The sequence below is a fragment of the Rhodoblastus acidophilus genome (assembly GCF_900187365.1).
Classification (GTDB): Bacteria; Pseudomonadota; Alphaproteobacteria; order Rhizobiales; family Beijerinckiaceae; genus Rhodoblastus; species Rhodoblastus acidophilus.
The window spans coordinates 119,446-143,912 of the sequence record NZ_FYDG01000003.1 but is presented as its reverse complement, the minus strand read 5'-3'; the positions used below and the strand labels follow the sequence as shown (position 1 = coordinate 143,912).

Here is a 24,467-nt window from a genome sequence, read left to right as displayed (position 1 = left end):
TTGCATGTTTGCGTTTGCGTTTGTGCGCGCCACGGCCACGCCGGAGTTTTGAAGTTTTCTAAACTGGCCACATTCCTTTGCGACGCGGCTTCGCGCCTGCGATAAGCGGGAGGCGCGATGCGCTCTCTCCCATCGCGCTGTCGTAACGCGTCAATCCCCGGCGCGGCGGCGGGCGGAACCGCCGCCGCGCCGCTTGAACAGGTCCAGGATTGAAGAAATGCTCGGCGCGCTCATTATTGTCTTTCGCGAAGTCATTGAAGCCGGCCTGATCGTCGGCATCGTGCTCGCGGTCACACGCGGCGTTCCGCGCCGGGGAAGCTATGTCGCCGTCGGCGTCGCCGCGGGCGTGCTGGGCGCCTGCCTGCTGGCCGTGTTCGCGGGCGAACTGTCCAATGCGCTGGAAGGGGTGGGCCAGGAGGTGTTCAACGCTTCCGTGCTGATCGTCGCCACCGTCATGCTGGGCTGGCACAATATCTGGATGGCGCGTCATGGCCGCGAGATGGCGGCGGAATTGCGCGGCGTGGGGCAGGAAGTGGCCAAGGGCGGCAAGGATTTGACCGCGCTGGCCATTGTGGTGGCCGTGGCCGTGCTGCGCGAGGGCTCGGAGGTGGTGCTGTTCCTCTATGGCGTCGCCGCTTCCGGCAAGGAGACGGTCGGCTCGATGCTGGCCGGCGGCGCCGGCGGCTTGGCGCTCGGCGCCGGCCTGTCGGCCCTGATGTTCTATGGCCTCGTGAAAATTCCGGCCAAGGCGCTGTTCGGCGTCACCACCGGGCTGATCACCTTCCTCGCCGCCGGCATGGCGGCGCAGAGCGTGGTCTATCTGCAGCAGGCCGGGCTGGTGAACGCGTGGTCGCGCACGGTGTGGAACACCTCGGCCATCCTGCCCGACGACAGCATTGTCGGCCGGATGCTGCATGTGCTGTTCGGCTATGTCGACAGGCCCTCCGGCATGCAGCTCGCGGTCTATCTGGTCGCGCTCATCGGTATTTTCCTCGCCACGCGGGCGGCGGCGCCCAAGCCGTTGCAGCCGCGCCCGACCCAGGCCTGAGCCGGACCAAACCTTGACGGGGGTCATGGCGGCGGCGGGGGCGGCGGCGTTCACTCGGGGCGAGCGGGAACTTTTTGCGCCGTCGGGCGTGAGTCCCCGCCTCGCGTTGGAGACGACCCCATGACCAAGCTCGCCCTGCCCCATGACGCCTATGTTTTCGTGGGAGATGGCCGCAAGGCCTTGTTCTTGCGCAATGAAGGCGATGAGAAATTCGCCAATTTCGTCACCGAGCAGGTGATGGCCGACGCCGAAAACCCCGCCACCCGCGACCAGGGCAGCGACCGTCCGGGGCGGGTGGGCGTGGGAGCCGCCCGCAGCGCGGTCGAATCCGCAGACTGGCATGACATCGAGGAACATAAATTCGCCCAGCAGGCCGCCGCCGCGCTGGAGCGGCTGGTGCGCGAACGCGGCGTCCGCGCGCTGGCCATCGCCGCGCCGGCCCGGACGCTGGCCGAATTGCGCAAGGCGCTGCATGACGAGGTCAAGACCCATATCGTCGCCGAAATCGACAAGGATCTGACGAAAATGCCGGTCTGGGACATTGAAAAGCATCTGATCGGCTAAAAACGCCGCGTCATCGGCGCGTCATGGGCTTCCAGGCCCTTGACGCGCAAGGCCAGCGCAACCTTGCCCGTCTAGTCTGCCGTCCGTCGAATTCCAATTAAGTTGTTCGGAGGCGGACGTGATCGTGACAATGTGGCGAAACACCAGCGCGCGCACGAAAATCCTCGGCGCGCTATTCGGCTTGGTCGCAGTGGTCGCCTCCCTTGGCCTGGTGTCGCTGTATCAGATGCAGCAGATGGAGGCGACCTCCTCCGTCGTCGTCAAGAACCGTTTGCCTGCCGTTTATCGCGTTTCGCTGCTGCGCGGCGCCATCAACGCCTATCGTCTGGCGGAAGCCAATGGCCTGCTGGCCATCGCCGCCAATTTCGGCGCCGAAAACGTCGACGACCTCATGGCCGACGCCGCCGCCAAGGTGGACAAGGCGTTCGACGCCTACAAGCCGCTGATCAACGTCGGGACCGACGACGAAAAGCTGATGGACGAATTCCAAAAAGCCTGGCCCAACTTCCGCCAGTCGGCGCTGGACACCCATGACATCGCCCGCAGCGGCAACATGACCGGCGCCATGAACGCCTTCACCAATGGCGACGCCGCCACGCGCGACAAGCTCGTCAAGATCATCTCCAAGGACCTCGATTACAATATCGCCACGGCGCAGCGCGAGGGCGACGCCGAGGAGCGGATCGCCGGACTGAGCAAGAAGATCGTGAGCGGGGGGCTGGCGTTGAGCCTCGTCCTGACGCTGGCGGTGGCGTTCGCGCTGCTGTTCGGATTGCTCTCGCCGCTGCGCCAAGCCATCGACGCGCTCGAAGGCCTCGCCAAGGGCGACGATTCCGTCAGCATCCCCGGCGGCGAGCGGGGCGACGAGATCGGCGCGCTGGCCAGGACTTTGCAGGTGTTCAAGGCCAATCTGCTGCGCAGCAAGAAACTGGAGAAGGAAGCCGAGACGGCCCGCGCCGGCCAGGAAGCGCAGCGCCGCGCCCTCTCGGCCCAGCTCGCGGAAAAGTTCGAGGCGTCGATCAGCGGCATCGTCAATGGCGTGTCGCTCGCCGCGCAAAACTTTCAGGTGGTCGCGCGCACGATGAACGATTCGGCCGCCAAGGCCGAGGCGCAGGCGGCCGCCGTCGTCGCCGCCTCCGAGGCCTCCTCCGGCAATATCGGCTCGGTCGCCTCCGCGACGGAGCAATTGTCCTATTCCGTCAAGGAGATCGACGAGCAGGTGCGGCAGTCGCAGGAGATCGCGCGGGAATCCGCCGAACAGGCCGAACGCACCGACCTGCGGATGCGCGAACTCAGCCTCGCCGCCGAGAGGATCGGCGGCATCGTCAGCCTGATCTCCGACATCGCCGGACAGACCAACATGCTGGCGCTCAACGCGACCATCGAAGCCGCGCGCGCCGGCGAGGCGGGACGCGGGTTCGCGGTCGTCGCGCAGGAGGTGAAATCGCTGGCCGAGCAGACAGCGCGCTCGACCGCCGAAATCAGCGCCCAGATCGCCGACATCCAGGCGACCAGCGCGCGCGCGGCGGAAAACATTTCGGGCGTGGTGCGCGCCACCGAAAAGTCGGCGGCGGTGGCTCAGTCCATCGCCGTCTCGGTCAGCCAGCAGGGCGAGGCGACGCAGGAAATCTCGGCCAATGTGCAGGAAGCCTCGACCGGCGCCCGCAACGTGGCCGACAATATCGGCGGCGTGCTGCAGGCGACGCGGGAATCGTCCAGCGCCTCGGACCAGATCCTCAGCTCCGCCGCCGAACTGGCGCGTCAGGCCGGGCTGATGCGCGCGGAGGTCGATACGTTCCTGCAGTCGATCCGGGCGGCGTAAGCGCGATCAGCCGTGGCGCCGCAGCCATTCGATCTTCGGGCAGCGATCCATCACCACCTTCAGCCCGGCGGCGCGCGCCCGCGCCGCGGCGTCTTCGTTGACCACGCCCAATTGCAGCCACAAAACCCGCGCGCCCACGGCGATGGCCGCCTCGGCGATGGGGGCGACGGTTTCCGGGCGGCGGAACACATCGACCATGTCGATCGGCGCGTCGATCTCGCCCAGGCTGGCGAACACGCGCTCGCCCAGCAGGGTCTGGCCGGCGAGGCCGGGATTGACGGGAATCACCCGGTAACCGCGGCTCTGCAGGAACGCCATCACCTCATGGCTTGGCCGGTCCGGCCGCGCGCTGGCGCCCACCAGGGCGATGGTTTTCACCTCGCGCAACACTGCGCCGATTTCGTCGGTCATGCCGTCCTCATTTCGAGAACCAGAAGAAGGTCTGAACCAGCGCGATAATAATTCCGCCGGTCAGGAGCGCCGCGCCGATCCAGGGCAGCGCCGTCGCGCCGCGCCCGCCGATCACGCGCGGCAGCAGGTACAGCACGATCGCGGTCAGGGCCAGCGCCTGCATGATCAGATCGAGATCGGCCATTTTTCCTCCGGCTTGACGCGCCATCCTGCGGCGCCGCGCGCCCGGCGCCCATAAATCGTTCGCCTAATCCGGCGGCCTTTCGTAAAAGGGGGGCGCACTCCTCCCCTCCCCGATCACGCCATGCCGCTCGACCTCATCAAGCTCGAAGGCGCGCCCAAAGGCCCGCCGCCCTCGGAACTCTGGCCGTTCATCTGGCACTTCGTCCGCCAGATCAAGGGCCTGCTTCTCGTCCTGCTCACGCTGGAGGCCTGCGTCGCGGCAGGACAGGCGATGATTCCGGTCATGATCGGCTGGCTGGTCAACGACATCAACGCGGCGAGCGCGACGCGCGACGTGCTCGACCATCCCTGGCTGTGGCAGGTCGCCGCGCCGATTCTGGTCGCCTGGGGCGGCTTCATGATCGTGCTGTGGTTCATCTACGACCACATCTATACGCCGCGGTTCAACAATCTGATCCGCTACCAGCTGGCGCGCTACACGCTGGGCCATTCCATGGCCTATTTCGCCCATGATTTCGCCGGCCGCATCGCCAACAAGGTGGTCGAGGGCGGCGCCGCCCTGCGCGACCCGCTGCGCAGCGTGATGAGCGCCATGTGGTATTGCGGCTTCTTCTCGGTGGCCGTGGTCGGAACCATGATGCATTTCGACCTGTGGCTGGCGACGCCCGTGGTGGTCTGGCTGACGGCCTATATCGCCTCGCTGTTCTATTTCCTGCCCCGCGCGCGAAAACTGCAACTGGCGCATAATCGCGACCATACCCGGCTGGTCGGACATATCAACGACGTCTACGCCAATATCGGCCTGGTCAAGCTGTTCGCGCGGGAAGCCGAGGAGACCGCCGCGACCCTGGCCGAACTGGAAGCGCATGGCGCGAGTTTCGGGCGGGCGCTCGACCGCATCTGGCGCATGGGCGCGACCCATTCGGCGATGAATGTGGCGCTGCTGATTTCGGCGCCGACGCTGGCCCTGGCGCACTGGCAGGAGGGGCGCATCAGCTCCGGCGTCGCCGTGATGGTGATCCCGATGGTGTGGCAGCTGGTCAACATGTCCGGCTGGATCCGCCACGAATCGACCGCCGTGTTCGAGGCGCTGGCGCGGGTCGAGGAATGTATGGAGACCATCGCCCAGCCCTGGTCGGTGGTGGACCGGCCGGACGCCGGGGACTTGCAGGTGAAGCCGGGCGGCGGAACCATCGCGTTCAAAAACATCAGCTTCGATTACGGCGGCGAAAAAGTGGTCGAAGGCCTCGCCCTGGTGATTCCGGCGGGGCAAAAAGTCGGGCTGATCGGGCGCAGCGGCGCGGGCAAGAGCACGCTGGTCAATCTGCTGCTGCGCTTTTACGACCTCAAAAGCGGAAAGATCCTGATCGACGGCCAGGATATCGCCGCAGTCACCCAGCGCAGTCTGCGCAGCCATATCGCCGTGGTGACGCAGGACAACAGTCTGCTGCATCGCACCATCGCGGAAAACATCGCCTACGGCCGCCCCGAAGCCTCCTGCGACGAGCTGCGCGAGGCGGCGCGGCGCGCCCATGCCGAACCCTTCATCGAATCGCTGTCGGATCAGGATGGCGCGCGCGGCTTCGCGGCCCAGGTGGGCGAACGCGGCGTCAAACTGTCGGGCGGCCAGCGCCAGCGCATCGCCATCGCGCGGGTGATTCTCGAGGATGCGCCGATTCTGGTGCTGGACGAGGCGACCAGCGCGCTGGACAGCGAGGTGGAGGCCGCGATTCAGCAGGAAATGACCGAGCTGATGCGCGGCCGCACCACGCTGGCCATCGCGCACCGGCTCTCGACCATCGCGCATCTCGACCGGCTGATCGTGCTCGACAAGGGCCGGATCGTCGAGGACGGCTCGCATGCGGAACTTTTGGCGCGCGACGGACTTTACGCGCAGTTGTGGCGGCGCCAGAGCGGCGGGTTTCTCGGCGGCTGAAGCGCGGGCGGACGCCTCCGGCGATTGACCCGACCGGCAATGCTTGGCATAAGAAGGGGCGCGCGGGTGTAGCTCAATGGTAGAGCAGCAGCCTTCCAAGCTGAATACGAGGGTTCGATTCCCTTCACCCGCTCCAGATCTCCCGGATTGGACGCTCGGCGCTTGCGCGCAGCGTGATTCGCGTGCGCGAAACTTCAACGCCGCCGTTCGACGACGACGGACTTCATGAAAATGGCTGCCGCCCCGCCTTCGATAACGCCTGTCGTCGCCAGGGAGGTCATCCATGGAACCTGCGTCTTTCGCGCGCGTCGCGCCGGTCAATGAGCTTGTCGGCGCCGGGCCGTTCGCGCTCTCCGTCGACGGCCGCGACCTCGCCGTGCTTCGCACGCCGGACGGGTGGCGCGCCTTCGAGGGCCGCTGTCCGCATCTCGGCGCGCTGCTCGGCGAAGGCGAGATTGACGGCGGCCATCTCGTATGCCGCAACCATCGCTGGCGGTTCGACGTCGCCTCCGGCCGCCGCGCCGGCGGCCCCGAGCTTCTGGCGTCCTGCCCGATCGTCGAAAGGGACGGCGCCCTGTTCGCCGACGTCTCGGCGCTCGGCGACTGCGCCGGCTCGAAGCCGGCGGCGCGCAAGCTGCATGAGCTGCCCGGCCCCCGGCCGCTGCCCTTTCTGGGCAATCTTCATCAGCTCGAACCCCAATCGATCCATTTGGTTCTGGAGGGCTGGGCGGCGCGCTACGGCTCCGTTTACCGGTTTGCGCTGGGCCGCGCCCGCGCCGTCGCGGTCAGCGATCCCCGCCTGATCGACCATGTGCTGCGGCGCCGGCCCGAAACGTTCCGCAGGCCCGCCAGTCTCGATCGCATCCTGGCCGAAATCGGCGTCCGCGGCGTGTTCAACGCCGAAGGCGACAGCTGGCGGCTGCAACGGAAACTGACCGTGGCGGCGCTGTCGCAACGCCATCTCCGCCAAGTCTATCCGCATATCCAGACCGTCGCGCGACGGCTGCGCACACGCTGGCGCCGGCTGGCGCTGGAGAGCGCGTCCTTCGACATGGTGGAGGAACTGAAGCGGTTCACCGTCGATGTGACCCTGCTGGTCGTGTTCGGCCATGACCTCAATACGGTGGAGCGTGAGGAGAGCGAGATTCACGAGCATCTCGCCGTCATTCTTCCCGCGCTTTCGCGCCGGATCTTCGCGCTTTTGCCGACATGGCGCCTGCTGCGATCGCCGGGCGACCGTCGCTTCGACCGCTCGGTCGCGGCAGTCCATTCCTGGCTGTCGGGCCTGCTCGCAGCGGCGCGCCGGCGGGCGGCGGGCGGCCAAAACGCACGCGCGCCGGCGAGTTTCCTCGACGCCATGGCGCGGGCGACCGATGAGAACGGCCGCGCCTTCTCCGATGACGTCATCCTCTCGAACCTGTTCACCCTGGTGCTCGCCGGCGAGGACACCACCGCCAATTCGACCGCCTGGGCGATTCACCTGCTGGCGGACCATCCGGACTGGGGGCGGCGGATCCGGGCCGAAGCCGACAGCCAACTCGGAGACGCCGCCGCGCCGGAGGACATCGACGCGGCCAATGCGCTGACCGCAACCAACGCCGTGGCCAATGAAGCGATGCGGCTCAAGCCGGTGGGGCCGGTGATTCTGCTGGAAGCGAATGTCGACACGCAGATCGGCGATGTCGAGATCCCCAGCGGAACCCTCGTGGCGGCGCTGTCTCGCCCCGCCGCGCTCGACGACGGACATTTCGCCGACGGGCGCGCGTTCCGGCCGCAGCGCTGGCTGGAGTCCCGAACCGCCGACGCCGGCGGCGCGCATGATATCGGCGCGCATCTTCCGTTTGGGTCGGGCCCGCGCATGTGTCCGGGCCGCGCGCTCGCCCTTGTCGAAATGAACACGATTCTGGCGATGCTCTACAAGCATTTCGATGTGGAGCGCATGGGCGCGGCGGCCGACGTCGCGGAATCCTTCGGCTTCGTCATGTCGCCGGCGGGATTGCGCGTGCGCCTGCGGCTGCGCGCCTGACCGCAGGACGCGGACGGTAAGAGTTCGCGCGCGAGCGGCCAAAAATCAGCACTCACGCCGCATGAGTACTAACAGACTGAATTCTTGACAGTTTTTTGAAACAGCCCCCTAATATTCCCACAGGACTGGAGGTGTTTCGATGGTCTCGAGTGACTTCGTCAAGCAGTTGCAGGGCTATGGCATGACCACGGCCAATATCCTTTACCGCATGCCGGACCATCCGGCGATCATTCAGGAATTCGTCTGGCAGAATTACGATCTGCAACCCGAATTTCCCGAATTGCGCAAGTTCTTGCAATTCTGGACCGAGAAGATCGAGGGCGCCATCCATCAGGTCATCGTTGGCCATTCCGGCTTGATCAAGCCGGCTGAACTGAGACTGGTCGGGGCCGAATTCCGGCTGCACTGACGTCGAAGACGAAGCGCGCAGGAAACGATGGAAGCGCCGCCGCGCGAAGCGGCGGCGCGTCAACTCAGGCGTGCGCGGCGAGGAAAACCGTCTGGCCGTTTTGCGCGCTAACGGTCACGCCCCCGGCGCTGCCGGGCGTCAGAGCGAAATCCGCCGCTGAGAACTGGCCAAGCAGCGCGAAGCTCAGATACTCGGCGCCCTGGGACAGCGTCAGCACGCCGCCGCCCCCGGCGTTTTCCGAATAGCCGAGCGTCGTCGAGACCGGATCGAAGGCAAGCAGATCGACGCTCGACCGCGCGCCGGATTCGACGCTGTTGACGGTTCCGTCGGGGTTCCAGTTCTTGATCGCCGTGACCACGCCGTTCGACAGCCAGGCCTCGCTGACCCCCTTGCCGCTGGCGTCGTAGAACACGTCGGTTTCATTATATTTCTGGCCGGTGATGCCAGTGGTCCGGATTTCCGAACTCCCGTTGGCGTTCGCCAGTTTCGTTTTCACGAGGCCGCCAACGGAAATCGTCCAACCGCCGTTCGAGGCGTAGTCCTGACGCGCCAGCGTCGCGCCGTCGCTGGAGAGATAGACGTCCGCCGTCTTCAGCCCGGCGGCGTAGAGATGATCGACCGACGTGTAGGAGACGCCCTGAAACGCGCCGCTCACGTAATTATGGACGTCGGCGACGGCGCCGCTGGCGTCCCAGCTTTCCGTCTGCCAGACCACGCCTTGCTTGGTCCAGGTTTCCGAGACGACCTTGCCGTTGACGAAAATCGCGGCGGTCGCGTCATAGGCCTGGCCGGGGATGGCGCTGACGCGCGCCTCGACCAGCACGTTGTTGGCGTCGTAGGTGTACAGCGTCGTGGCGCCGTCTTCGGCGACCTGGCTGACCGACTTGCTCCCGGCGGAGTACCAGATCTCCGAAGCCGAGCCGTACAGCGCGGTGGTGATCGAGTGGGTCAAGACCCCCGCCGCGTCGTAATCCCTTTGATAGACGAGAGCGCCGCCCAGGGTCGCCGTCAGGGTCTTGCCGCCGGCGACGTAACGCGTGTCGAGCGTATCCCATTTCCGTCCGGTGACGCCGCTCTGCACGGTCTCGGTGAGGACATTGTTGGCGTCATAGCTGTAAACGGTGGCGACGCCATTGGCGGAGAGCTGTCGGGTCCGCTTGCCGGCGTCGTTGTACCAGGTCTCCGAAGCCGCGCCGGACAGGCTGGTGCGGATCATATGGACGGCGACGCCCTCGGCGTTGTAATCCTTGATATAAACGACGTCATGGCCCGCCCCGACGGTCGCCGTCTGCTGGACCGGCTTACCATTGGCGCCGAAGATCGTCTCGGTGGCGTCCCATTTTCTGTTGGCGACGCCGAAGCGCTGGATTTCGTGCACCGAACCGTCGTCGTTGAAGTCAACGATCTGATAGCTGCCGCCGCTATACGGCTCCTGCAGCGCGATATGGGCGGCGCCGAACGCGGTTCTCTGGGTCCTGTTGAGGGCGACGAGTTGATCCGTAACGGAAATCGTCGTGACGCCCTGAGACGCCAGAGCGGCGATCCGATCGGCCGTCAAGCTTGCGACATTGGCGCTGACATCGGCGATGGCGAGCGTGTGCGGCGTCGTGATTTTGGCGAGCGCGGCCGCGCCGTCGGCGGCCTGGGCGATGCTCAGCGTCACGACGGCCGGGCCGGAATCCGTCAGCGCGATGGAGACGATATGATCGAGATCGGCCGCCAGCGTGGACAGGCCGGCTGCGACATCCGCCGCCGCGCCGGAGACCAGGAGTTTGTAGGAGGTCTGGTCCTGGTTCTGAAGCTTGGCCAGCGCCGCCGTCGCATCGGCCAACTGGGCGACGCTCACCGAGAGCGCGGCATTGTCGACGATCCCGATTGAGCTGATCGCCGGGTTGTCAAGCTGGGCCAGATGCGCCGCAATGTTGGTTGCGGCGTCGAGAAGGACGAAGCCGCCCCGAAGGTCGTCGAAAGCGGCCTTGTTGGCGAGATACTGGTCCACGGTGGCGGCGTTCGGCAGTTCGGTGATCACCGAACCGGAGCCGTTCGAGGTCACGGTGAACAGATCGAACGTGTAGGAGGCGCCGGAGAGCGTCAGCGTTTCGACGAGGCCGCCGTCATTGTAGAGTTTGAGCGTCCCGTCGCCCGAATTGTAGACGGCGTCGGTGATCCGACCGTCGACCACGATCCGGTCGCCGCGGTCGAAGCCGGAAATGACGGCGTCGACCTGGACGCCATAGCCGAGTTCGAGCGTGGCGTTGGACGCGTTGAAGGCGATGGTCCCGCCCGCATCCGCGCCGGTCATCACCAGACGGGCGTTGTCGTTCAGCACGAACCCGCCCGCGCCGGTCACGGCCCCGACCGCGCACTGGGCGTTGGTGATCGCGACCGTTCCGTAATTGGAGAACTGCGTATTATAGGCGATCGACAACCCGCCGCCGAGGACATCGATGGCGCCGTTGTTGACGAAAATGCCGGGCGCGATCGTCAAATCTCCGGAAACGACGTCGATCGCGCCGTTATTGACGATGGCGCCGTCATAATTACCGTAGCTGTTGATCGAGGTCTGCGCGCCGGTCGAAACCACCGTTGTGTTCGCCGCCAGCGTCAGGGCGCCGCCATTGGCGGCGTAATCGTTCGCGTCGGATTCGTTGTGTTGAAGGTAGGCGTTGTCGCCGGCGAGATTGATGACCAGATTGGCGATGGTCGCCGTCTTGTTCAGGACGATTCCGCCGTCCTGACCGACGTTTATGGTTCCCGGGCCGCTTCCATCCGCGCCCTGGCCCGACAGCCCCTTGGTCGCACTGAGCGTGTCGCCCTCAAGCGAGAGGGCTCCGTTAATTGTCAGCATGTCTGTTCCCCGTTTTCATTGGCGAGCCAATTGGGCGCCCGCGTGGCTCTGAGTGCGGATGTCGATTGAAAGATGACGCGGGAAGGTTCGGGAGATGCGCGCGCGTCCGGGACGGCTTCCGCAAGGATTCTCACGAAGACATGCCTGAGACGCCATATATCTCTCTGAAAACACTTCATGTCGGCCTTATCTGGGTCGAACCATAAAAAACAAATTGTCGCCACGATACGCACACGCTTCTTTATTGTAAAGCTTCAGTTTGTTGCATCCTTCCGGTTGCATCTTCAGGACGAAACAGATGTGCTTTCAAACAAAACTCTCTTTTGTACATGACCTTAGGTCATGACGTCTTGGTTCGCGTCAAAGGTTGCGTACGGCTTCCGCAGAGCGATTGCACTTTTGGCGAACAAGGATTAGGTGGGAACGTCGTTCATCGCTTACGCCGGCCCGTCTCGGCGAGTGAGCAGGAGAAAAACATGATTTCCGTGACTTTCCCCGATGGCGCTTCGCGCGCCTATGAGCCCGGCGTTTCCGGCCTCGACATCGCCAAAGCCATCTCCCCTTCGCTGGCCAAAAAAACCGTCGCCATGATGCTGGACGGCCAGATGGTGGACGCCGCGACGCCGATCAGAGCCGACGCTAAAATCGAGTTCGTCAACCGCGAGGATCCGCGCGCGCTGGAGTTGATTCGGCATGACGCGGCGCATGTGCTGGCCGATGCGGTGCAGGCGCTTTATCCGGGCGTGCAGGTCACCATCGGCCCGGTGATCGAGAACGGATTCTACTACGACTTCTACCGCGAGACCCCGTTCACGCCGGAGGATTTCGCCGCCATCGAAAAGAAGATGCGCGAGATCGTCGCCGCCGACAAACCGATCGTGCGCGAGGAATGGTCGCGCGACGACGCCATCGCCTATTTCGAAAAGCATGGCGAGGCGTTCAAGGTTGAATTGGTGCAGGCGATTCCGGCCGACCAAAAAATTTCGATCTATCGCCAGGGCGAATGGCTCGACCTGTGCCGCGGGCCGCACATGCCTTCGACCGGCAAGATCGGGCAGGCGTTCAAGCTGATGAAGGTGGCCGGCGCCTATTGGCGCGGCGATTCCACCAAGCCGATGCTGCAGCGCATTTACGCCACGGCGTTCGCCAAGCAGGACGATCTCGACGCTTACGTGAAAATGCTGGAGGAGGCCGAGCGGCGCGACCACCGGCGGTTGGGCCGCGAAATGGATCTGTTCCATTTCCAGGAGGAAGGCCCCGGCACGATCTTCTGGCATCCCAAGGGCTGGACGCTGTTCCAGTGCCTGATTTCGTTCATGCGACGGCGCCAGCAGGCGGCGGGCTATATCGAAGTCAACACGCCGCAGGTCTTGGACCGGGCGCTGTGGGAGACCTCGGGCCATTGGCAGACCTATCGCGAGAACATGTTCATCACCAAGACCGAGGATGAACGGATTTTCGCGCTAAAACCGATGAATTGCCCCGGCCATGTGCAGATCTTCAAGAACGGTCTGAAGTCTTACCGCGACCTGCCGATGAAAATCGCCGAGTTCGGCATCGTGCATCGCTATGAGCCGTCCGGCGCCATCCATGGCGTGATGCGCGTGCGCGCGTTCACGCAGGACGACGCCCACATTTTCTGCACCGAAGAGCAGATCATGGGCGAAGCCATGAAGGTCAATGAGATGGTCATGACCATCTACAAGGACTTCGGCTTCGAGGATATTGTCGTCAAACTTTCGACCCGCCCGGAAAAACGCGTCGGCTCCGACGAGAACTGGGACCGGGCCGAGGCCGCGCTGAAAAAGGTGCTGGACGAACTGGCGGCGCAGGGCGTGAAGACCGGGATCAACCCCGGCGAAGGCGCGTTCTACGGCCCGAAGCTCGAATACACTCTGCGCGACGCCATCGGCCGCGAGTGGCAGTGCGGCACGACGCAGGTGGACTTCAACCTGCCGGGACGGTTTGGCGCCTTCTATATCGGCGCCGATTCCGACAAGCAGACTCCGGTGATGATCCATCGCGCCGTGTTCGGCTCGCTGGAGCGGTTCACCGGCATCCTGATCGAGCATTTCGCCGGGCATCTGCCGCTTTGGCTGTCGCCTGTGCAGGCCACCATCTGCACCATCACCAGCGACGCCGACGATTACGCGCTGGAGATCGCCGCGCTCGCGCGCAAGGCGGGACTGCGGGTTGACACTGACCTGCGTAACGAGAAAATCAATTACAAGGTGCGGGAATTGTCGCTGGCGAAAATCCCCGTGCTGATCGTGGTCGGGCGCAAGGAGGCGGCGGAACGCACCGTTTCGATCCGCCGGCTTGGTTCGCAGGCGCAGACGTTTGCGACGCTGGACGAGGCTTTGGCTAATCTGGGAGCGGAGGCGACGCCTCCGGATTTGCGATGAGTTTTGGTCCTGCGGGCGCGCCCAATCTGATTGCGGGCGGCCCCCGATTGCTGATCTGCCGCGCCTGCGGCCATCAGGTTTACGAAACCGCCGTCGCCTGCCCCAATTGCGGCGCGCCCAACACCGCGACGACCAAGCGCATCCTGCCGGCTGCGCTATTGTGCTTCTTCTTCGGCCTGTTCGGGTTTCACCGATTCTATGTCGGGAAGTGGGGCACGGGGCTGCTGCAACTGATCACCGGCGGCGGTTTTGTGGTCTGGACCGTGTTTGATTTCGTGATGATCCTGTTCGGCAATTTCACCGACAAGCAGGGCGCGCGAGTCAATTTGTGGACGTAAGAGGGGGCACCCAGCACGCGTCACCAACGTCTCTACGACTCGCTGATCGTAGAGACGCATCTTACAGATGATATATTCAAAACTTAGGAAAGCTTATTTTCGACTGACTTGAAGAATTCAGCAAAAGGAGCCCGCAGTGTCGCAACAATTTGCGAAAAATTCTTTAGTGTCTCACGTACTTTTTCTTGATTTTTCAAGCCATCACTAAAGGCTTTCTCAAGATGAGCATGAAGCCCTGAAATTGCCTTCACGGTCGGCTGCCAGTATGCCGCAGCATCTTCAGGCGAATCTTTTTCACCAAAAGTTAGGGAAAATCGGTTCGCAATGACACGGTCCGCAATAGTCTCAAGGCATTCTCCAATTGCAGCGCATAAGAGCAGGACTGCACCTCTCTTGCGGTAAAACTCAAGCTTTGCAATATCGGCCTTGGTCAACTTCTCGTGATTATGCTCACGTTTGCGCAGTTCATTCTTCTCATTTTCGACTGCCTTAAGCAGGCCATAGCAAAAAACCACATGCCGCGCTGTTAACTGCTCGTTGAAATAGCGGCTGTAAAGGGCATCCTTTGACCAAATAGCCGACTTTTCATTGTAAGCGACCGTAGGATCGCCGTGCACTGCGGCTAATGCCTGCCCAACCGAGTAGGAAGGAAGCAAATTTGGACGTCGTTTTATCGCTGCCGAAACACCGCCTCGCCGACCACCGTCGTACTCCGCGTTGGGAATGCGCTTCATTTGATCGACAAGTTGTTTTTGGATACTGTCTGTACTCCGGAAATCAGACGCCGTTACAGCGTTTTGACGATTGTTATAACGCACAACATCACCAATAAGATCACCACTCTTAGTGGAGATAAAGCGCGCAAGAACAAACGCATCGGCTGGAGGCTCTATTTCTGAGGTTCCAACCGTTCCAGTAGTCTGCGCACCATTAACAATGGATAGACCGTGCGCGTCGATCCTTTTACCATTAGGCACATCAAAGACATCCACTCCATGCGTCAACAGAGTGATCCCGTTATTATATATAAAGAAATTTTGCGGATTTTCAGATATTGTTTTCTGCATTTGATGATTAATATTAGAGTCACCTGCCTTCATACCCAAAAAGTCGCGGACATTAGCAGAAAAAAGCCTCGTCTCATGACTAGTGTAAAGAGACTTTAAATCAGATAATTTAATTGGCGCAATAACACACTGCCATTCTTTCTCTTCGAATGATAATGTCGTATGAGTAATGAAGCTTATTTTATCATTCACAAGTATCGGAGTGTTTGTATCTGTATAAAGCTGCTCAAGAACCTCACTAGAAATATCGTCCGCAAAAATATCTATATTTGAGTTTTCAAAATGAGCTCGGATCATAGAAGTCACTGTCGCCCCAACAGTTCTTATCTCATTGGAGACATTCCGGGACGACGGGCAGTTATGAACAAACCAAACGTAGAGTTGATCAATCGCTCCCTCAGCAAGTGCTGAGCGCAGATCACTCGCCGCTGGCCATAACCGCTCCGGAAGGCTCTCCAGATCCACCTCAATTAGATATGACAGAGCCTGCCTGAGGGTCGCAGCTTTACTTGCTTTCGCCTGACCTTTCGGCGTATTTGCAACGTAAGATTGTGCAACAACCGCCAAGCGCTGATCTCGATCAACGTAAACCAGATCTACGCTTCTGTCGTCCGGCCCATCTACGACGGCATCAATACCAATTGAGGCAACATCATCGTATCCAAATTTTAGAGCTAATGCGAATAAGGCCAGCCCAGCACTTCCAAATGGTGCGAGATCTAATCGATCTTGAAACGCGTGCACCCAAGAATGAGCATGATTCATCTTACGGTACCTATGGATGTATAGCTAATTAAATTTAGACGAGTCGATACGCTTTGGCACTGCGTCAATTTAGCGCCCAAAGCGACACTTTTGATCGCGACGTTCTTGAGGGCCGAGGCCAACGCCTCAGCCCCTCACCCCTGCCCTCTCCCCGCGTGCGGGGAGAGGGAGTTGATTCGTCACTTCGCTTCGACATTCACGCGCATGTGCAGTTCGCGCAACTGCTTGGGCGTGGCGGGCGCCGGGGCGCCCATCAAAATGTCTTCGGCGCGCTGGTTCATCGGGAACAGCGCGACTTCGCGCAGGTTCTGCTCGCCCGCCAGCAGCATGATGATGCGGTCCACGCCCGCCGCCATGCCGCCATGCGGCGGCGCGCCGTACTGGAACGCGCGATACATGCCGCCGAAACGCTCGATCACCGTCTCCTCGCCATAGCCGGCGATTTCGAACGCCTTCACCATCGATTCCGGGCGGTGGTTGCGGATGCCGCCGGAGGCGATCTCAAAGCCGTTGCAGGCGATGTCGTACTGGAACGCCTTGATCGTCAGCGGGTCCTGCGTCTGCAGCGCCTCAAGCCCGCCCTGCGGCATCGAGAAGGGGTTGTGGCCGAAATCGACCTTCTTGTCTTCCTCGTTGTACTCGTACATCGGGAAGTCGACGATCCAGGCGAGTTCGAACCGGTCCTTGTCCACCAGATTGAGGTCTTCGGCGACCTTGGTGCGGGCCATGCCGGCGAATCTGGCGAACTTTTCCGGGTCGCCCGCCACGAAGAAGGCGGCGTCGCCGGCGTTGAGGCCAAGCTGCGTGCGGATCGCCTCGACGCGGTCCGGGCCGATATTGTTGGCGAGCGGGCCACGGCCGCCGACGCCGGTCGCGCCGGGATGCTCCTTCTGGGTGGTTTCGTCCTTGGCGCGGTCGAAGAACAGGATGTAGCCCAGGCCCGGCTGGCCCTCGGTCTGCGCCCAGGAGTTCATGCGGTCGGCGAAGGTGCGCTGGCCGCCGGTCGGCGCCGGGATGGCCCAGACTTCGTTCTTGGGCTGCTCCAGCAGGCGGGCGAAAATCTTGAAGCCGGAGCCGCGGAAATGCTCCGAAACCTCCTGCATGATGATCGGGTTGCGCAGGTCCGGCTTGTCGGAGCCATATTTGCGCATGGCCTCGGCATAGGGAATGCGCGGCCAGTTTTTCGTCACCGGCTTGCCCTTGCCGAACTTTTCGAAAATGCCGGTGATGATCGGCTCCATCGCCGCGAACACATCGTCCTGCGTGACAAAGCTCATTTCCAGATCAAGCTGGTAGAATTCGCCGGGCAGGCGGTCGGCGCGCGGGTCCTCGTCGCGGAAGCAGGGGGCGATCTGGAAATAGCGGTCGAAGCCCGCCATCATCAGCAGCTGCTTATACTGCTGCGGCGCCTGCGGCAGCGCGTAAAACTTGCCGGGATGAATGCGCGAGGGCACCAGAAAGTCGCGGGCGCCTTCCGGCGACGACGCCGTCAGGATCGGCGTGGAAAATTCGTTGAAACCGGCGCCCTTCATGCTGGTGCGCATGAAATCGACCACCTGCCCGCGCAGCATGATGTTGTTGTGGATGCGTTCGCGGCGCAGGTCGAGGAAGCGATATTTCAGACGGGTTTCCTCGGGATAGTCCTGATCGCCGAACACCGGCAGCGGCAGTTCGCCGGCCGGGCCGAGCACTTCGGCGGCGCGGACATAGACTTCGATCTTGCCGGTGGCGAGGTCGTCATTGTCGGTGCTCTTGCCGTCCATGGTCGGGCGGCGGCGCACGTCGCCGTCGAGCCGCACCACCCATTCGGAGCGGAAGGCTTCGGCGGTCTTGAAGCCGGGTGAATCGGGATCGACCACGCATTGGGTGATGCCGTAATGGTCGCGCAGGTCGATGAACAGCACGCCGCCAAAGTCTCGGATGCGGTGGCACCAACCGGAAAGGCGAACCTTTTCGCCAATGTGCGTGTCGCGGAGTTCGCCGCAGGTGTGGGTGCGATAGGCGTGCATGTGTCTTGTGCCTTTTTAGGAGTTTGGCGCTGCCTAGCCCAAAAAGCCCCTCGCGTGAAGGGGGCGAGGCTCGGCGCCGCCTGCTCAGTCCGCGATGAACTTGAGCTGATGCGAGCGATGCAGGTCCATGATCGCCGCCGCGGTTTCTTCGATTGAGCGCCGCGTGACGTCGATCACCGGCCATTTGCGTTCATGGAACAGGCGCTTGGACTGGTTGACCTCGTCCGACACCATCTGGCGGTCGACATAGCTGGTGTTGTCGCTGGCGTTGAGCGACAGCAGCCGGTTCTCGCGAATCTGCACGATGCGCTCGGGCGAGGCGAACAAGCCGACCACCAGCGGGCGCTGCAGCGAGAACAGCGCGGGAGGAATCGGCGCGCCGGGCACCAGCGGATAATTCGCCGTCTTGATGCCGCGATTGGCGAGATAGATGCTGGTCGGGGTTTTGGAGGTGCGGCTGACGCCCAGCAGCACCACGTCGGCCTCCTCGAAATCGTCCACCGCCTGGCCGTCGTCATGGGCCATCGTATAGTTCAGCGCCTCGATGCGGCGGAAATATTCCGAATTGAGCATGTGCTGCGCGCCCGGACGCGGGCTTTGCGCCGGGCCGAGATAGGAATGGAACAGCTCGACGATCGGTTCGAGCACCGACAGCGTCACCGCGCCGAATTCCGCGCAGGAGGCCTGCAATTCGTCGCTGAGCTCCTGATCGACCAGCGTATAGAGCACGATGCCCGGCGCCGACTGAATCTCGTTGATGACGCGCCCCAATTGCTCGGCGTTGCGCACCAGCGGATAGACATGCTCGATCGACACCGTGCCCTGATATTGCGCCGCCACCGCGCGGCTGACGGCGATCAGCGTTTCGCCGGTGGAATCGGACACAAGGTGAAGATGGAAGTAATTGCGGTTCATCGGCGGCCCCAGACGGTGCGAATCGGCTATCTCTAGCGGTTTTTACGGCGTTGCGCAGCCGGGCGCCCTTCCTTTGCGCCGGCAAAAGAGATTAACTGTCGAAATGTTCGACTCTCTTTATCAGGACTTCAGCGAAACCGCCGACCCCTCGCTCGGCGCGCCCCGGCTGAAGGCTTTGCGCGGCAAGCTGCGGGCGCAAAAACTCGACGGCTTTCTCGTTCCGCGCGCCGACGCGCACCAGAACGAATATGTCGCCCCCTGCGAGGAGCGGCTGGCCTGGCTGACCGGGTTTACCGGCAGCGCCGGCTTCGCCATCGCGCTGCGCGACAAGGCGGCTTTGTTCGTGGACGGACGCTACACGATTCAGGCGCGCGAACAGGTGGACGCAGAGGCGTTCGCCGTGGTTCCTCTCGACCGGACCCCGCCGGCGGAATGGCTGGCGCAGAACGCCAAAAAGAAGGCGCGGATCGGCTACGATCCCTGGCTGCACACGCCGGCTCAGGCGGCGCGCTACGAGGCGGCGGCCCAGCGCGCCGGCGCGGAGCTCGTCGCCGTCGAGGCCAATCCCATCGACGCGCTGTGGCGCGACCGCCCCGCCCCGCCCTGCGGCGCCGTGGCGCTGCATCCGCTGAAAAACGCCGGCGAGAAGGCCGACAAGAAGCTCGCCCGCATCCGCGAGGCGTTTTCCGCCGACGCCTTTCTCATCAGCGATCCGCATGATCTGGCCTGGGCCTTCAACCTGCGCGGCGCCGATCTCGGCCATACGCCGATCGCGCTCGGCTTCGCGCTGGTGTTCCAAACCGGCAAGCCGAAGCTGTTCCTCGCCGCCGACAAGCTCAACGCGCGGGCGGGCGCGACGCTGGGCGCCCTGGCCGATCTGGCGGCGCCCGAGGATCTGCCGCAGGCTTTGGCCGAGCTGGGCGGAAAAAAACGCAAAATCCAGTTCGATTCCGGCACGGCGGCGGCGGCGCTGACCCAAATCGCGCGCGCGGCCGGCGCGGAGGTCGAGCTGGCGCCCAGCCCGATCGCGGCGATGAAGGCGCAGAAGAATGCGGCCGAACTCGACGGCGCCCGCGCCGCGCATTTGCGCGACGGCGTGGCGCTGACCAAATTCCTGTGCTGGTTCGACGCCGAGGCGCCCAAGGGCAAGCTGACCGAAATCTCCGCCGCGCTGGCGCTGGAAAACTTCCGCCGGGAGACCGGGGCGCTGAAGGATCTGTCATTCCCCACCATTTCCGCCTTCGGCCCCCATGCCGCGCTGCCGCATTATCGCGTCACCGAAAAATCCGACGCGCGGATCGGCAAGGGCGTCTATCTCGTGGATTCCGGGGCGCAATATCTCGACGGCACCACCGACGTCACCCGCACGGTGACGGTGGGCGCCCCGTCCAAAGCCTTTGTCGACGCCTATACGCGGGTGCTGAAGGGGCATATCGCCATCGCCCGCGCCGTGTTCCCGCACGGAACCGTAGGCGCGCAGCTCGACGCGCTGGCGCGGCTGCCGCTGTGGCGGGCGGGGCTCGATTTCGATCATGGCGTCGGCCATGGAGTCGGCTCCTATCTGTCCGTGCATGAGGGGCCCGCGCGCATCTCCAAAATGGGCAATGTGGCGCTGGAGCCGGGCATGATCCTGTCCAACGAGCCGGGTTTTTACCGCGAGGGCGCGTTCGGCATCCGCATCGAGAATCTGGTGGCGGTGGAGCCGCGCAAGATCGCCGGCGGCGAGCGCGACATGCTCGGCTTCGAGACCCTGACGCTGGCGCCGATCGACCTGCGGCCGGTGGACGTCAAGATGCTCGACGCGGAGGAAAAAGCCTGGCTCAACGCTTTTCACGCCCGGGTGCGAAAAACCCTGTCGCCGCGGCTTTCCGCGCAAGAGCGCGGCTGGCTGAAGGCCGCGACACACTCTGTTTAGCTTTAGGTGGCGTAAAATGCTTGCGTAAGCTGGCAATCGCCGCGCCATAGCCTATATCTGAATCGTAGGTTCCGCCTGACGGAGACGATCCTTGGACGACATGGTCAAGTCTGCCCGCCCGCATCGCGAGCGCGCCAAGAAAAATGCGATCGGGCGCAAGCCGACCCGCGAGGAGGCCGAGGCCGCCGTTGCGACGCTTCTGGCCTGGGCCGGGGACGACCCAAGCCGCGAGGGCCTGCGCGAGACGCCTGCGCGCGTCGCCAAGGCCTATCTGGAAGTGTTCGCCGGCTACGCGCAGGACCCGTCCGACGTGCTCGACACCGTGTTCGAGGATGTCGGCGGCTACGGCGAAATGGTGCTGGTGAAGGACATCCCGTTCTATTCGCACTGCGAACACCATATGGCTCCGTTCTTCGGCCACGCCCATATCGCCTATTATCCTGCCGGCGGCGTGTTCGGCCTGTCGAAATTCGGGCGGCTCGTCGATATTTACGCGCGGCGGCTGCAAACCCAGGAAACCATGACCGCGCAGATTCTGGCCGCGCTCGACGCCCGGCTCAATTCGCGCGGCGCGGCGGTGATGATCGAGGCCGAGCATATGTGCATGTCGATGCGCGGCGTGCGCAAGCCGGGCGCGACCACCGTGACCATGCAGTTCTCCGGCCCGTTCAAGACCGATCCCGCCGAGCAGGCGCGGTTTTTGAGTCTGGTGCGGAGGCGGTGACGAACCTTTCCCCTCGCCCCGCTTGCGGGGAGAGGGTGAGGGGCTGGGGCATTGGCTTCAATGTCGTCCGGCCTGTTTCGCCAAAATGCTTTCCTGAGGACGCCGAGGCTAACGACCCTGCCCCTCACCCTCTCCCCGTCAACGGGGAGAGGGAGCCAATCGAGCGCTTCCTATGCCTTTCGCCCCCCCTTCCGCCGACAAGCATGATCTCGAAGAAGGCGCCGCCTTCACGCCGAAATTCGACGCCAACGGCTTGATCACCTGCGTCACGCAGGAGGCGGCGACCGGCGAGATCCTGATGCTGGCCTATATGAACGCGCTGGCGCTGGAGAAGACGCTGGAGACGGGCGTCGTGCATTACTGGTCGCGCTCGCGCAACGCGCTGTGGCGCAAGGGCGACACCTCCGGTCAGGTGCAGGAGCTGGTGGACATGCGCGTCGATTGCGACCAGGACGCGTTGCTGTTGCGCGTCAAAGCCGGCGGCGACGGCAAGGCCTGCCACACCGGCCGCAAATCGTGCTTTTATCGCGCGGTTTTGCCGGACGGACGGCTTTCCGAGGTCTGAGCCAGCAGCAGATCCACCGCCTGCGCCAGATCGTCGGCGATCAGCGTCGGCGGCGCGGCGAGGCGGTTTTCGTGTTCGGCGCGATATTTTCCGGTGCGGACCAGAACGCCCGACAATCCCGCCGTCATGGCCCCGCCGACGTCGGCTTCGGCGTCGTCCCCGATCATCGCCGACTCGGCCGGATTCAGCCCCATCGCGCGCACCGCGCCGAGGAAGAAATCGCCCGACGGCTTGCCGAACACATGCGCGGTCCGGTCCGAGGCATATTCCAGCGCGGCGACGAAGCCGCCCACATCGAGGCTCAGGGCCTGGTCGCGGTCAAGAAAATTGCGGTTGCGCGCCAGCGCGAGGAAATCCGCGCCGGCGTGGATCAGGCGGAACGCCGCGTTGAGGTTGGCGTAGGAAAACGCCTCGCGGGCGTCGCCGATCACCACCGCCTCCTCGCCGGGTTCGAGACCGGCGAAATCCTCTTGCAGATCGGGGTGAATCAGCAGGAACGGCTTGCGGCCCGCCGCGATCAGCGCGTCGCGGGCGAGGATCGCCGGGGTGAACAGATCGGCCGGATCGAGCGCGAGGCCGAGCGCGGCGAGGTCGGCGATCAGCCGGCGGCGCGGTTTGGTCGTGGTGTTGGTGACAAAACGCAGCGGCACGCCCGCCGCGCGCAGCCGCGCGATGGCCTCCAGCGCGCCGGACAGCGGTTCGCCGCCGACGTAAACCACGCCGTCGAGATCGAGCAGCAGGCCGCGAACGGCGGAAAGAGGCATGGTTCGGCTCCCGGATGGAGCCATGCTCTCACGACGTCCGCGCCGGGCGCAAGAGGCGTCAGGCGGTCTTCACCTGAGCCAGGAAAGCGTTGCATTCCTCGCGCAGTTTCTGGGTCTGGCGCGACAGATCCATCACCGACTCCAGCACCTGATTGGCAGACTGGCCCGATTGCCGCGAGGCGTTGCGCACCTCGTCCATCACCTTGGTCAATTCCGCGGTGCGGGCCGCGGACTCATGGACGTTCTGCGCGATTTCGCGTGTCGCTTCGCCCTGCGATGTGACGGAGGCGGCGATGGCCGAGGCGATGGAATTGACCTCATGCGTCGCTTCGGTCATCGCGCCGATGCAGCCGGCGGCCCCGTCCGAGGCGCGCTGGACATTGCCGATCTGGTCGGCGATTTCAGCCGTGGCGCGGGTGGTCTGTTCGGCCAGCGACTTGACCTCCTGCGCCACCACCGCAAAGCCCCGGCCCATTTCGCCCGCACGCGCGGCCTCGATCGTGGCGTTGAGCGCCAGCATGTTGGTCTGCTGGGCGATGCTGGTGATCAGCTCGACAATGCCGCCGATACGTTGGATGGCGCCGCCCAATTCCCCCATGCGGCCCTGCGTCTTGTCGGCTTCCAACTCGGCGTTGGAGGACACGCCTTGCGACCGTGTGGCCTGACCGCCGATTTCCTCCACCGAATGTGCGAGCTGCTCGGCGGCGGCGGCCACCGAGCGGATATTGGCCGCGGCCGTTTCCGCCGCGCGCGCGCCGACCTCCGCCTGCTGGCCGGTGTAGCCGGACTCCTGGGCCAGCGACCGGGCCGCCGTCTCCAGCCGATGCGCGGCGCCCGCCACCGCCCCGACCACGCCGCCGACCGCAGCCTCGAACCGTTCGGCCAGCGCGTGCATATCGTGGGCGCGCGCTTGCTCCGCCTCGTGGCGGGCTTCGGCGCGTTGCGCGCTGGCGGCCCGGTTGCTGGCCTCGAGACTTTGCCTGAACGCCGCGACTTCGCGCGCCATGGCGCCCAATTCGTCCGAATTCTGCAGGCCGGGCAGCGCCGCGTCATATTGCCCTTGCGCCATCTGCCGCAGCGCGCCGGTCAGGCCGGTCATCCGGCCGGCGATGAAGCGGCCGACGCCATAGGCGAGCGCGATGAACAGCACGACGAGGGGCGTCACGTAAAAAGCGACCCGCGTGGCCAGATTGGCGACCTGCGCGAAATTGTCGTCGAGATAGACGCCGCTGCCGAGCATCAGGCCGAGTTCGGGGATGGGCTGGACGTAGGCCAGCTTCTCCGAAGGGACCGACTGCCCCGGCTTGAGCCAACTATAGGTGGTGAAGCCGCCGCCCTGGGTGCGGGCGAGTTCGGTCAGGGTTTTGAACGGATGGCCGCCGTTCTTGTCGGTGATGTTGAGCAGATCCTTGCCCTCGACCTGCGGCGAGAGCGGCGACAGCAACGAGACGCCGTCGGAAGCGATGGCGAAAATATAGCCGGACTGGCCGAAGCGGAGCGGACGCAGCCGTTCGATGCCGGCGCGGATCGCCGCCTCGCGATCGCCGCCGGCCTCCCGCACCGTCAGCTTGAGGATTTGCGTGGCCATGTCGACTTCGGCCCGCAATTCCGCGCGACGATGCTCAAGCGTCTCATTGTAAAAGCTGACAAAGGCGATGCCCGTGCCCAGCGCCATGGTGGACAGGGCCGCCAGCGCCAGAGCCAGCACCATTTGCGTGATCGAAAGCGAAAAGCGGAGAGGCGAGCTGGCCAT

Annotated in this window: 19 protein-coding genes and 1 tRNA gene; 12 read left to right on the top strand and 8 right to left on the bottom strand. The window is 63.8% G+C overall.

Annotated features, from left to right (window positions below; translation table 11 throughout):
* The first annotated feature begins 217 nt into the window (after positions 1 to 217).
* From CFB24_RS08960 to CFB24_RS08950, 3 genes are all read left to right on the top strand, one after another.
* Entirely contained in the window at positions 218 to 1,048 is an 831-nt protein-coding gene (locus tag CFB24_RS08960) for an FTR1 family iron permease (protein WP_088520259.1), read from the top strand.
* A gap of 120 nt (positions 1,049 to 1,168) precedes the next feature.
* Positions 1,169 to 1,612 (top strand): host attachment protein, encoded by a 444-nt coding sequence (locus tag CFB24_RS08955; RefSeq protein ID WP_088520258.1) that lies wholly within the window; start codon positions 1,169 to 1,171, stop codon positions 1,610 to 1,612.
* Positions 1,613 to 1,730: 118 nt separating this feature from the next.
* Positions 1,731 to 3,434, top strand: a complete 1,704-nt coding sequence (locus CFB24_RS08950) for a methyl-accepting chemotaxis protein (protein ID WP_141098397.1) — start codon at positions 1,731 to 1,733, stop codon at positions 3,432 to 3,434.
* A 6-nt stretch (positions 3,435 to 3,440) separates the two neighbouring features.
* Here the strand turns inward: CFB24_RS08950 and CFB24_RS08945 are convergent, their stop codons facing one another.
* Positions 3,441 to 3,845: a CoA-binding protein gene (locus CFB24_RS08945; protein ID WP_088520256.1), complete on the bottom strand. Its 405-nt coding sequence runs from the start codon at positions 3,843 to 3,845 to the stop codon at positions 3,441 to 3,443.
* Between the two features lie 7 nt (positions 3,846 to 3,852).
* On the bottom strand, positions 3,853 to 4,029 hold the full coding sequence (locus CFB24_RS23035; RefSeq protein WP_158255178.1) for a hypothetical protein: 177 nt from the start codon (positions 4,027 to 4,029) through the stop codon (positions 3,853 to 3,855).
* A gap of 120 nt (positions 4,030 to 4,149) precedes the next feature.
* Between CFB24_RS23035 and CFB24_RS08935 the strand changes: the two genes are divergently transcribed.
* The 4 genes from CFB24_RS08935 to CFB24_RS08920 all read left to right on the top strand — a co-directional run bounded on the left by CFB24_RS08935 (position 4,150) and on the right by CFB24_RS08920 (position 8,399).
* Complete coding sequence (locus CFB24_RS08935; RefSeq protein WP_088520254.1) at positions 4,150 to 5,964, top strand: ABC transporter ATP-binding protein; 1,815 nt, start codon at positions 4,150 to 4,152, stop codon at positions 5,962 to 5,964.
* 62 nt (positions 5,965 to 6,026) lie between these two features.
* Positions 6,027 to 6,100 (top strand) — tRNA-Gly (locus tag CFB24_RS08930).
* A gap of 147 nt (positions 6,101 to 6,247) precedes the next feature.
* On the top strand, positions 6,248 to 7,990 hold the full coding sequence (locus CFB24_RS08925; RefSeq protein ID WP_088520253.1) for a cytochrome P450: 1,743 nt from the start codon (positions 6,248 to 6,250) through the stop codon (positions 7,988 to 7,990).
* A gap of 139 nt (positions 7,991 to 8,129) precedes the next feature.
* Entirely contained in the window at positions 8,130 to 8,399 is a 270-nt protein-coding gene (locus CFB24_RS08920; RefSeq protein WP_088520252.1) for an usg protein, read from the top strand.
* A gap of 64 nt (positions 8,400 to 8,463) precedes the next feature.
* Here CFB24_RS08920 and CFB24_RS08915 read toward each other — a convergent pair whose 3' ends face one another.
* Complete coding sequence (locus tag CFB24_RS08915) at positions 8,464 to 11,247, bottom strand: beta strand repeat-containing protein (RefSeq protein ID WP_088520251.1); 2,784 nt, start codon at positions 11,245 to 11,247, stop codon at positions 8,464 to 8,466.
* Positions 11,248 to 11,723: 476 nt separating this feature from the next.
* Here CFB24_RS08915 and thrS point away from each other — a divergent pair, with 476 nt between their 5' ends.
* On the top strand, positions 11,724 to 13,652 hold the full coding sequence (gene thrS / locus CFB24_RS08910) for a threonine--tRNA ligase (RefSeq protein WP_088520250.1): 1,929 nt from the start codon (positions 11,724 to 11,726) through the stop codon (positions 13,650 to 13,652).
* Positions 13,649 to 13,990 carry a TM2 domain-containing protein gene (locus CFB24_RS08905; protein ID WP_088520249.1) on the top strand — a complete coding sequence of 114 codons (342 nt, stop codon included), beginning with the start codon at positions 13,649 to 13,651 and terminating at the stop codon, positions 13,988 to 13,990. The genes thrS and CFB24_RS08905 overlap by 4 nt, the downstream gene beginning before the upstream one ends.
* 83 nt (positions 13,991 to 14,073) lie before the next feature.
* On the opposite strand, the gene CFB24_RS08900 is transcribed toward CFB24_RS08905, so the two are convergent.
* The 3 genes from CFB24_RS08900 to CFB24_RS08890 form a co-directional block, all read right to left on the bottom strand.
* Positions 14,074 to 15,822: an AIPR family protein gene (locus tag CFB24_RS08900; protein ID WP_088520248.1), complete on the bottom strand. Its 1,749-nt coding sequence runs from the start codon at positions 15,820 to 15,822 to the stop codon at positions 14,074 to 14,076.
* A 179-nt stretch (positions 15,823 to 16,001) separates the two neighbouring features.
* Complete coding sequence (aspS, locus tag CFB24_RS08895) at positions 16,002 to 17,831, bottom strand: aspartate--tRNA ligase (RefSeq protein ID WP_088520247.1); 1,830 nt, start codon at positions 17,829 to 17,831, stop codon at positions 16,002 to 16,004.
* A gap of 84 nt (positions 17,832 to 17,915) precedes the next feature.
* The gene (locus CFB24_RS08890) at positions 17,916 to 18,746 is read right to left on the bottom strand and encodes a pyruvate, water dikinase regulatory protein (protein ID WP_088520246.1); all 831 of its coding nucleotides are present in this window, start codon (positions 18,744 to 18,746) and stop codon (positions 17,916 to 17,918) included.
* 103 nt (positions 18,747 to 18,849) lie between these two features.
* Between CFB24_RS08890 and CFB24_RS08885 the strand changes: the two genes are divergently transcribed.
* The 3 genes from CFB24_RS08885 to hisI all read left to right on the top strand — a co-directional run bounded on the left by CFB24_RS08885 (position 18,850) and on the right by hisI (position 21,950).
* Positions 18,850 to 20,661, top strand: coding sequence for an aminopeptidase P family protein (locus tag CFB24_RS08885; protein WP_088520245.1), 1,812 nt, complete (start codon positions 18,850 to 18,852; stop codon positions 20,659 to 20,661).
* Positions 20,662 to 20,752: 91 nt separating this feature from the next.
* Positions 20,753 to 21,385: a GTP cyclohydrolase I FolE gene (gene folE / locus CFB24_RS08880; protein WP_483414376.1), complete on the top strand. Its 633-nt coding sequence runs from the start codon at positions 20,753 to 20,755 to the stop codon at positions 21,383 to 21,385.
* Between the two features lie 172 nt (positions 21,386 to 21,557).
* Positions 21,558 to 21,950, top strand: coding sequence for a phosphoribosyl-AMP cyclohydrolase (gene hisI, locus CFB24_RS08875; protein WP_088520244.1), 393 nt, complete (start codon positions 21,558 to 21,560; stop codon positions 21,948 to 21,950).
* Here the strand turns inward: hisI and CFB24_RS08870 are convergent.
* Together CFB24_RS08870 and CFB24_RS08865 are read right to left on the bottom strand one after the other, a co-directional pair.
* Positions 21,908 to 22,714, bottom strand: a complete 807-nt coding sequence (locus CFB24_RS08870) for a TIGR01458 family HAD-type hydrolase (RefSeq protein WP_088520243.1) — start codon at positions 22,712 to 22,714, stop codon at positions 21,908 to 21,910. The two genes, hisI and CFB24_RS08870, sit on opposite strands and share 43 nt — an antisense overlap.
* A 58-nt stretch (positions 22,715 to 22,772) precedes the next feature.
* Positions 22,773 to 24,467 (bottom strand): methyl-accepting chemotaxis protein, encoded by a 1,695-nt coding sequence (locus tag CFB24_RS08865; protein WP_088520242.1) that lies wholly within the window; start codon positions 24,465 to 24,467, stop codon positions 22,773 to 22,775.

Excerpts from the sequence above, each read along its gene's own strand:
- CFB24_RS08945 (WP_088520256.1), bottom strand. The coding sequence starts at position 3,845 with ATGACCGACGAAATCGGCGCAGTGTTGCGCGAGGTGAAAACCATCGCC.
- CFB24_RS08920 (WP_088520252.1), top strand. The coding sequence starts at position 8,130 with ATGGTCTCGAGTGACTTCGTCAAGCAGTTGCAGGGCTATGGCATGACC.
- CFB24_RS08925 (WP_088520253.1), top strand. The coding sequence starts at position 6,248 with ATGGAACCTGCGTCTTTCGCGCGCGTCGCGCCGGTCAATGAGCTTGTC.
- CFB24_RS23035 (WP_158255178.1), bottom strand. The coding sequence starts at position 4,029 with ATGGCCGATCTCGATCTGATCATGCAGGCGCTGGCCCTGACCGCGATC.
- CFB24_RS08955 (WP_088520258.1), top strand. The coding sequence starts at position 1,169 with ATGACCAAGCTCGCCCTGCCCCATGACGCCTATGTTTTCGTGGGAGAT.
- hisI (WP_088520244.1), top strand. The coding sequence starts at position 21,558 with ATGCCTTTCGCCCCCCCTTCCGCCGACAAGCATGATCTCGAAGAAGGC.
- CFB24_RS08960 (WP_088520259.1), top strand. The coding sequence starts at position 218 with ATGCTCGGCGCGCTCATTATTGTCTTTCGCGAAGTCATTGAAGCCGGC.
- CFB24_RS08890 (WP_088520246.1), bottom strand. The coding sequence starts at position 18,746 with ATGAACCGCAATTACTTCCATCTTCACCTTGTGTCCGATTCCACCGGC.
- CFB24_RS08900 (WP_088520248.1), bottom strand. The coding sequence starts at position 15,822 with ATGAATCATGCTCATTCTTGGGTGCACGCGTTTCAAGATCGATTAGAT.
- CFB24_RS08935 (WP_088520254.1), top strand. The coding sequence starts at position 4,150 with ATGCCGCTCGACCTCATCAAGCTCGAAGGCGCGCCCAAAGGCCCGCCG.
- CFB24_RS08905 (WP_088520249.1), top strand. The coding sequence starts at position 13,649 with ATGAGTTTTGGTCCTGCGGGCGCGCCCAATCTGATTGCGGGCGGCCCC.
- thrS (WP_088520250.1), top strand. The coding sequence starts at position 11,724 with ATGATTTCCGTGACTTTCCCCGATGGCGCTTCGCGCGCCTATGAGCCC.
- aspS (WP_088520247.1), bottom strand. The coding sequence starts at position 17,831 with ATGCACGCCTATCGCACCCACACCTGCGGCGAACTCCGCGACACGCAC.
- CFB24_RS08870 (WP_088520243.1), bottom strand. The coding sequence starts at position 22,714 with ATGCCTCTTTCCGCCGTTCGCGGCCTGCTGCTCGATCTCGACGGCGTG.
- CFB24_RS08865 (WP_088520242.1), bottom strand. The coding sequence starts at position 24,467 with ATGGCCAGCTCGCCTCTCCGCTTTTCGCTTTCGATCACGCAAATGGTG.
- CFB24_RS08915 (WP_088520251.1), bottom strand. The coding sequence starts at position 11,247 with ATGCTGACAATTAACGGAGCCCTCTCGCTTGAGGGCGACACGCTCAGT.
- CFB24_RS08885 (WP_088520245.1), top strand. The coding sequence starts at position 18,850 with ATGTTCGACTCTCTTTATCAGGACTTCAGCGAAACCGCCGACCCCTCG.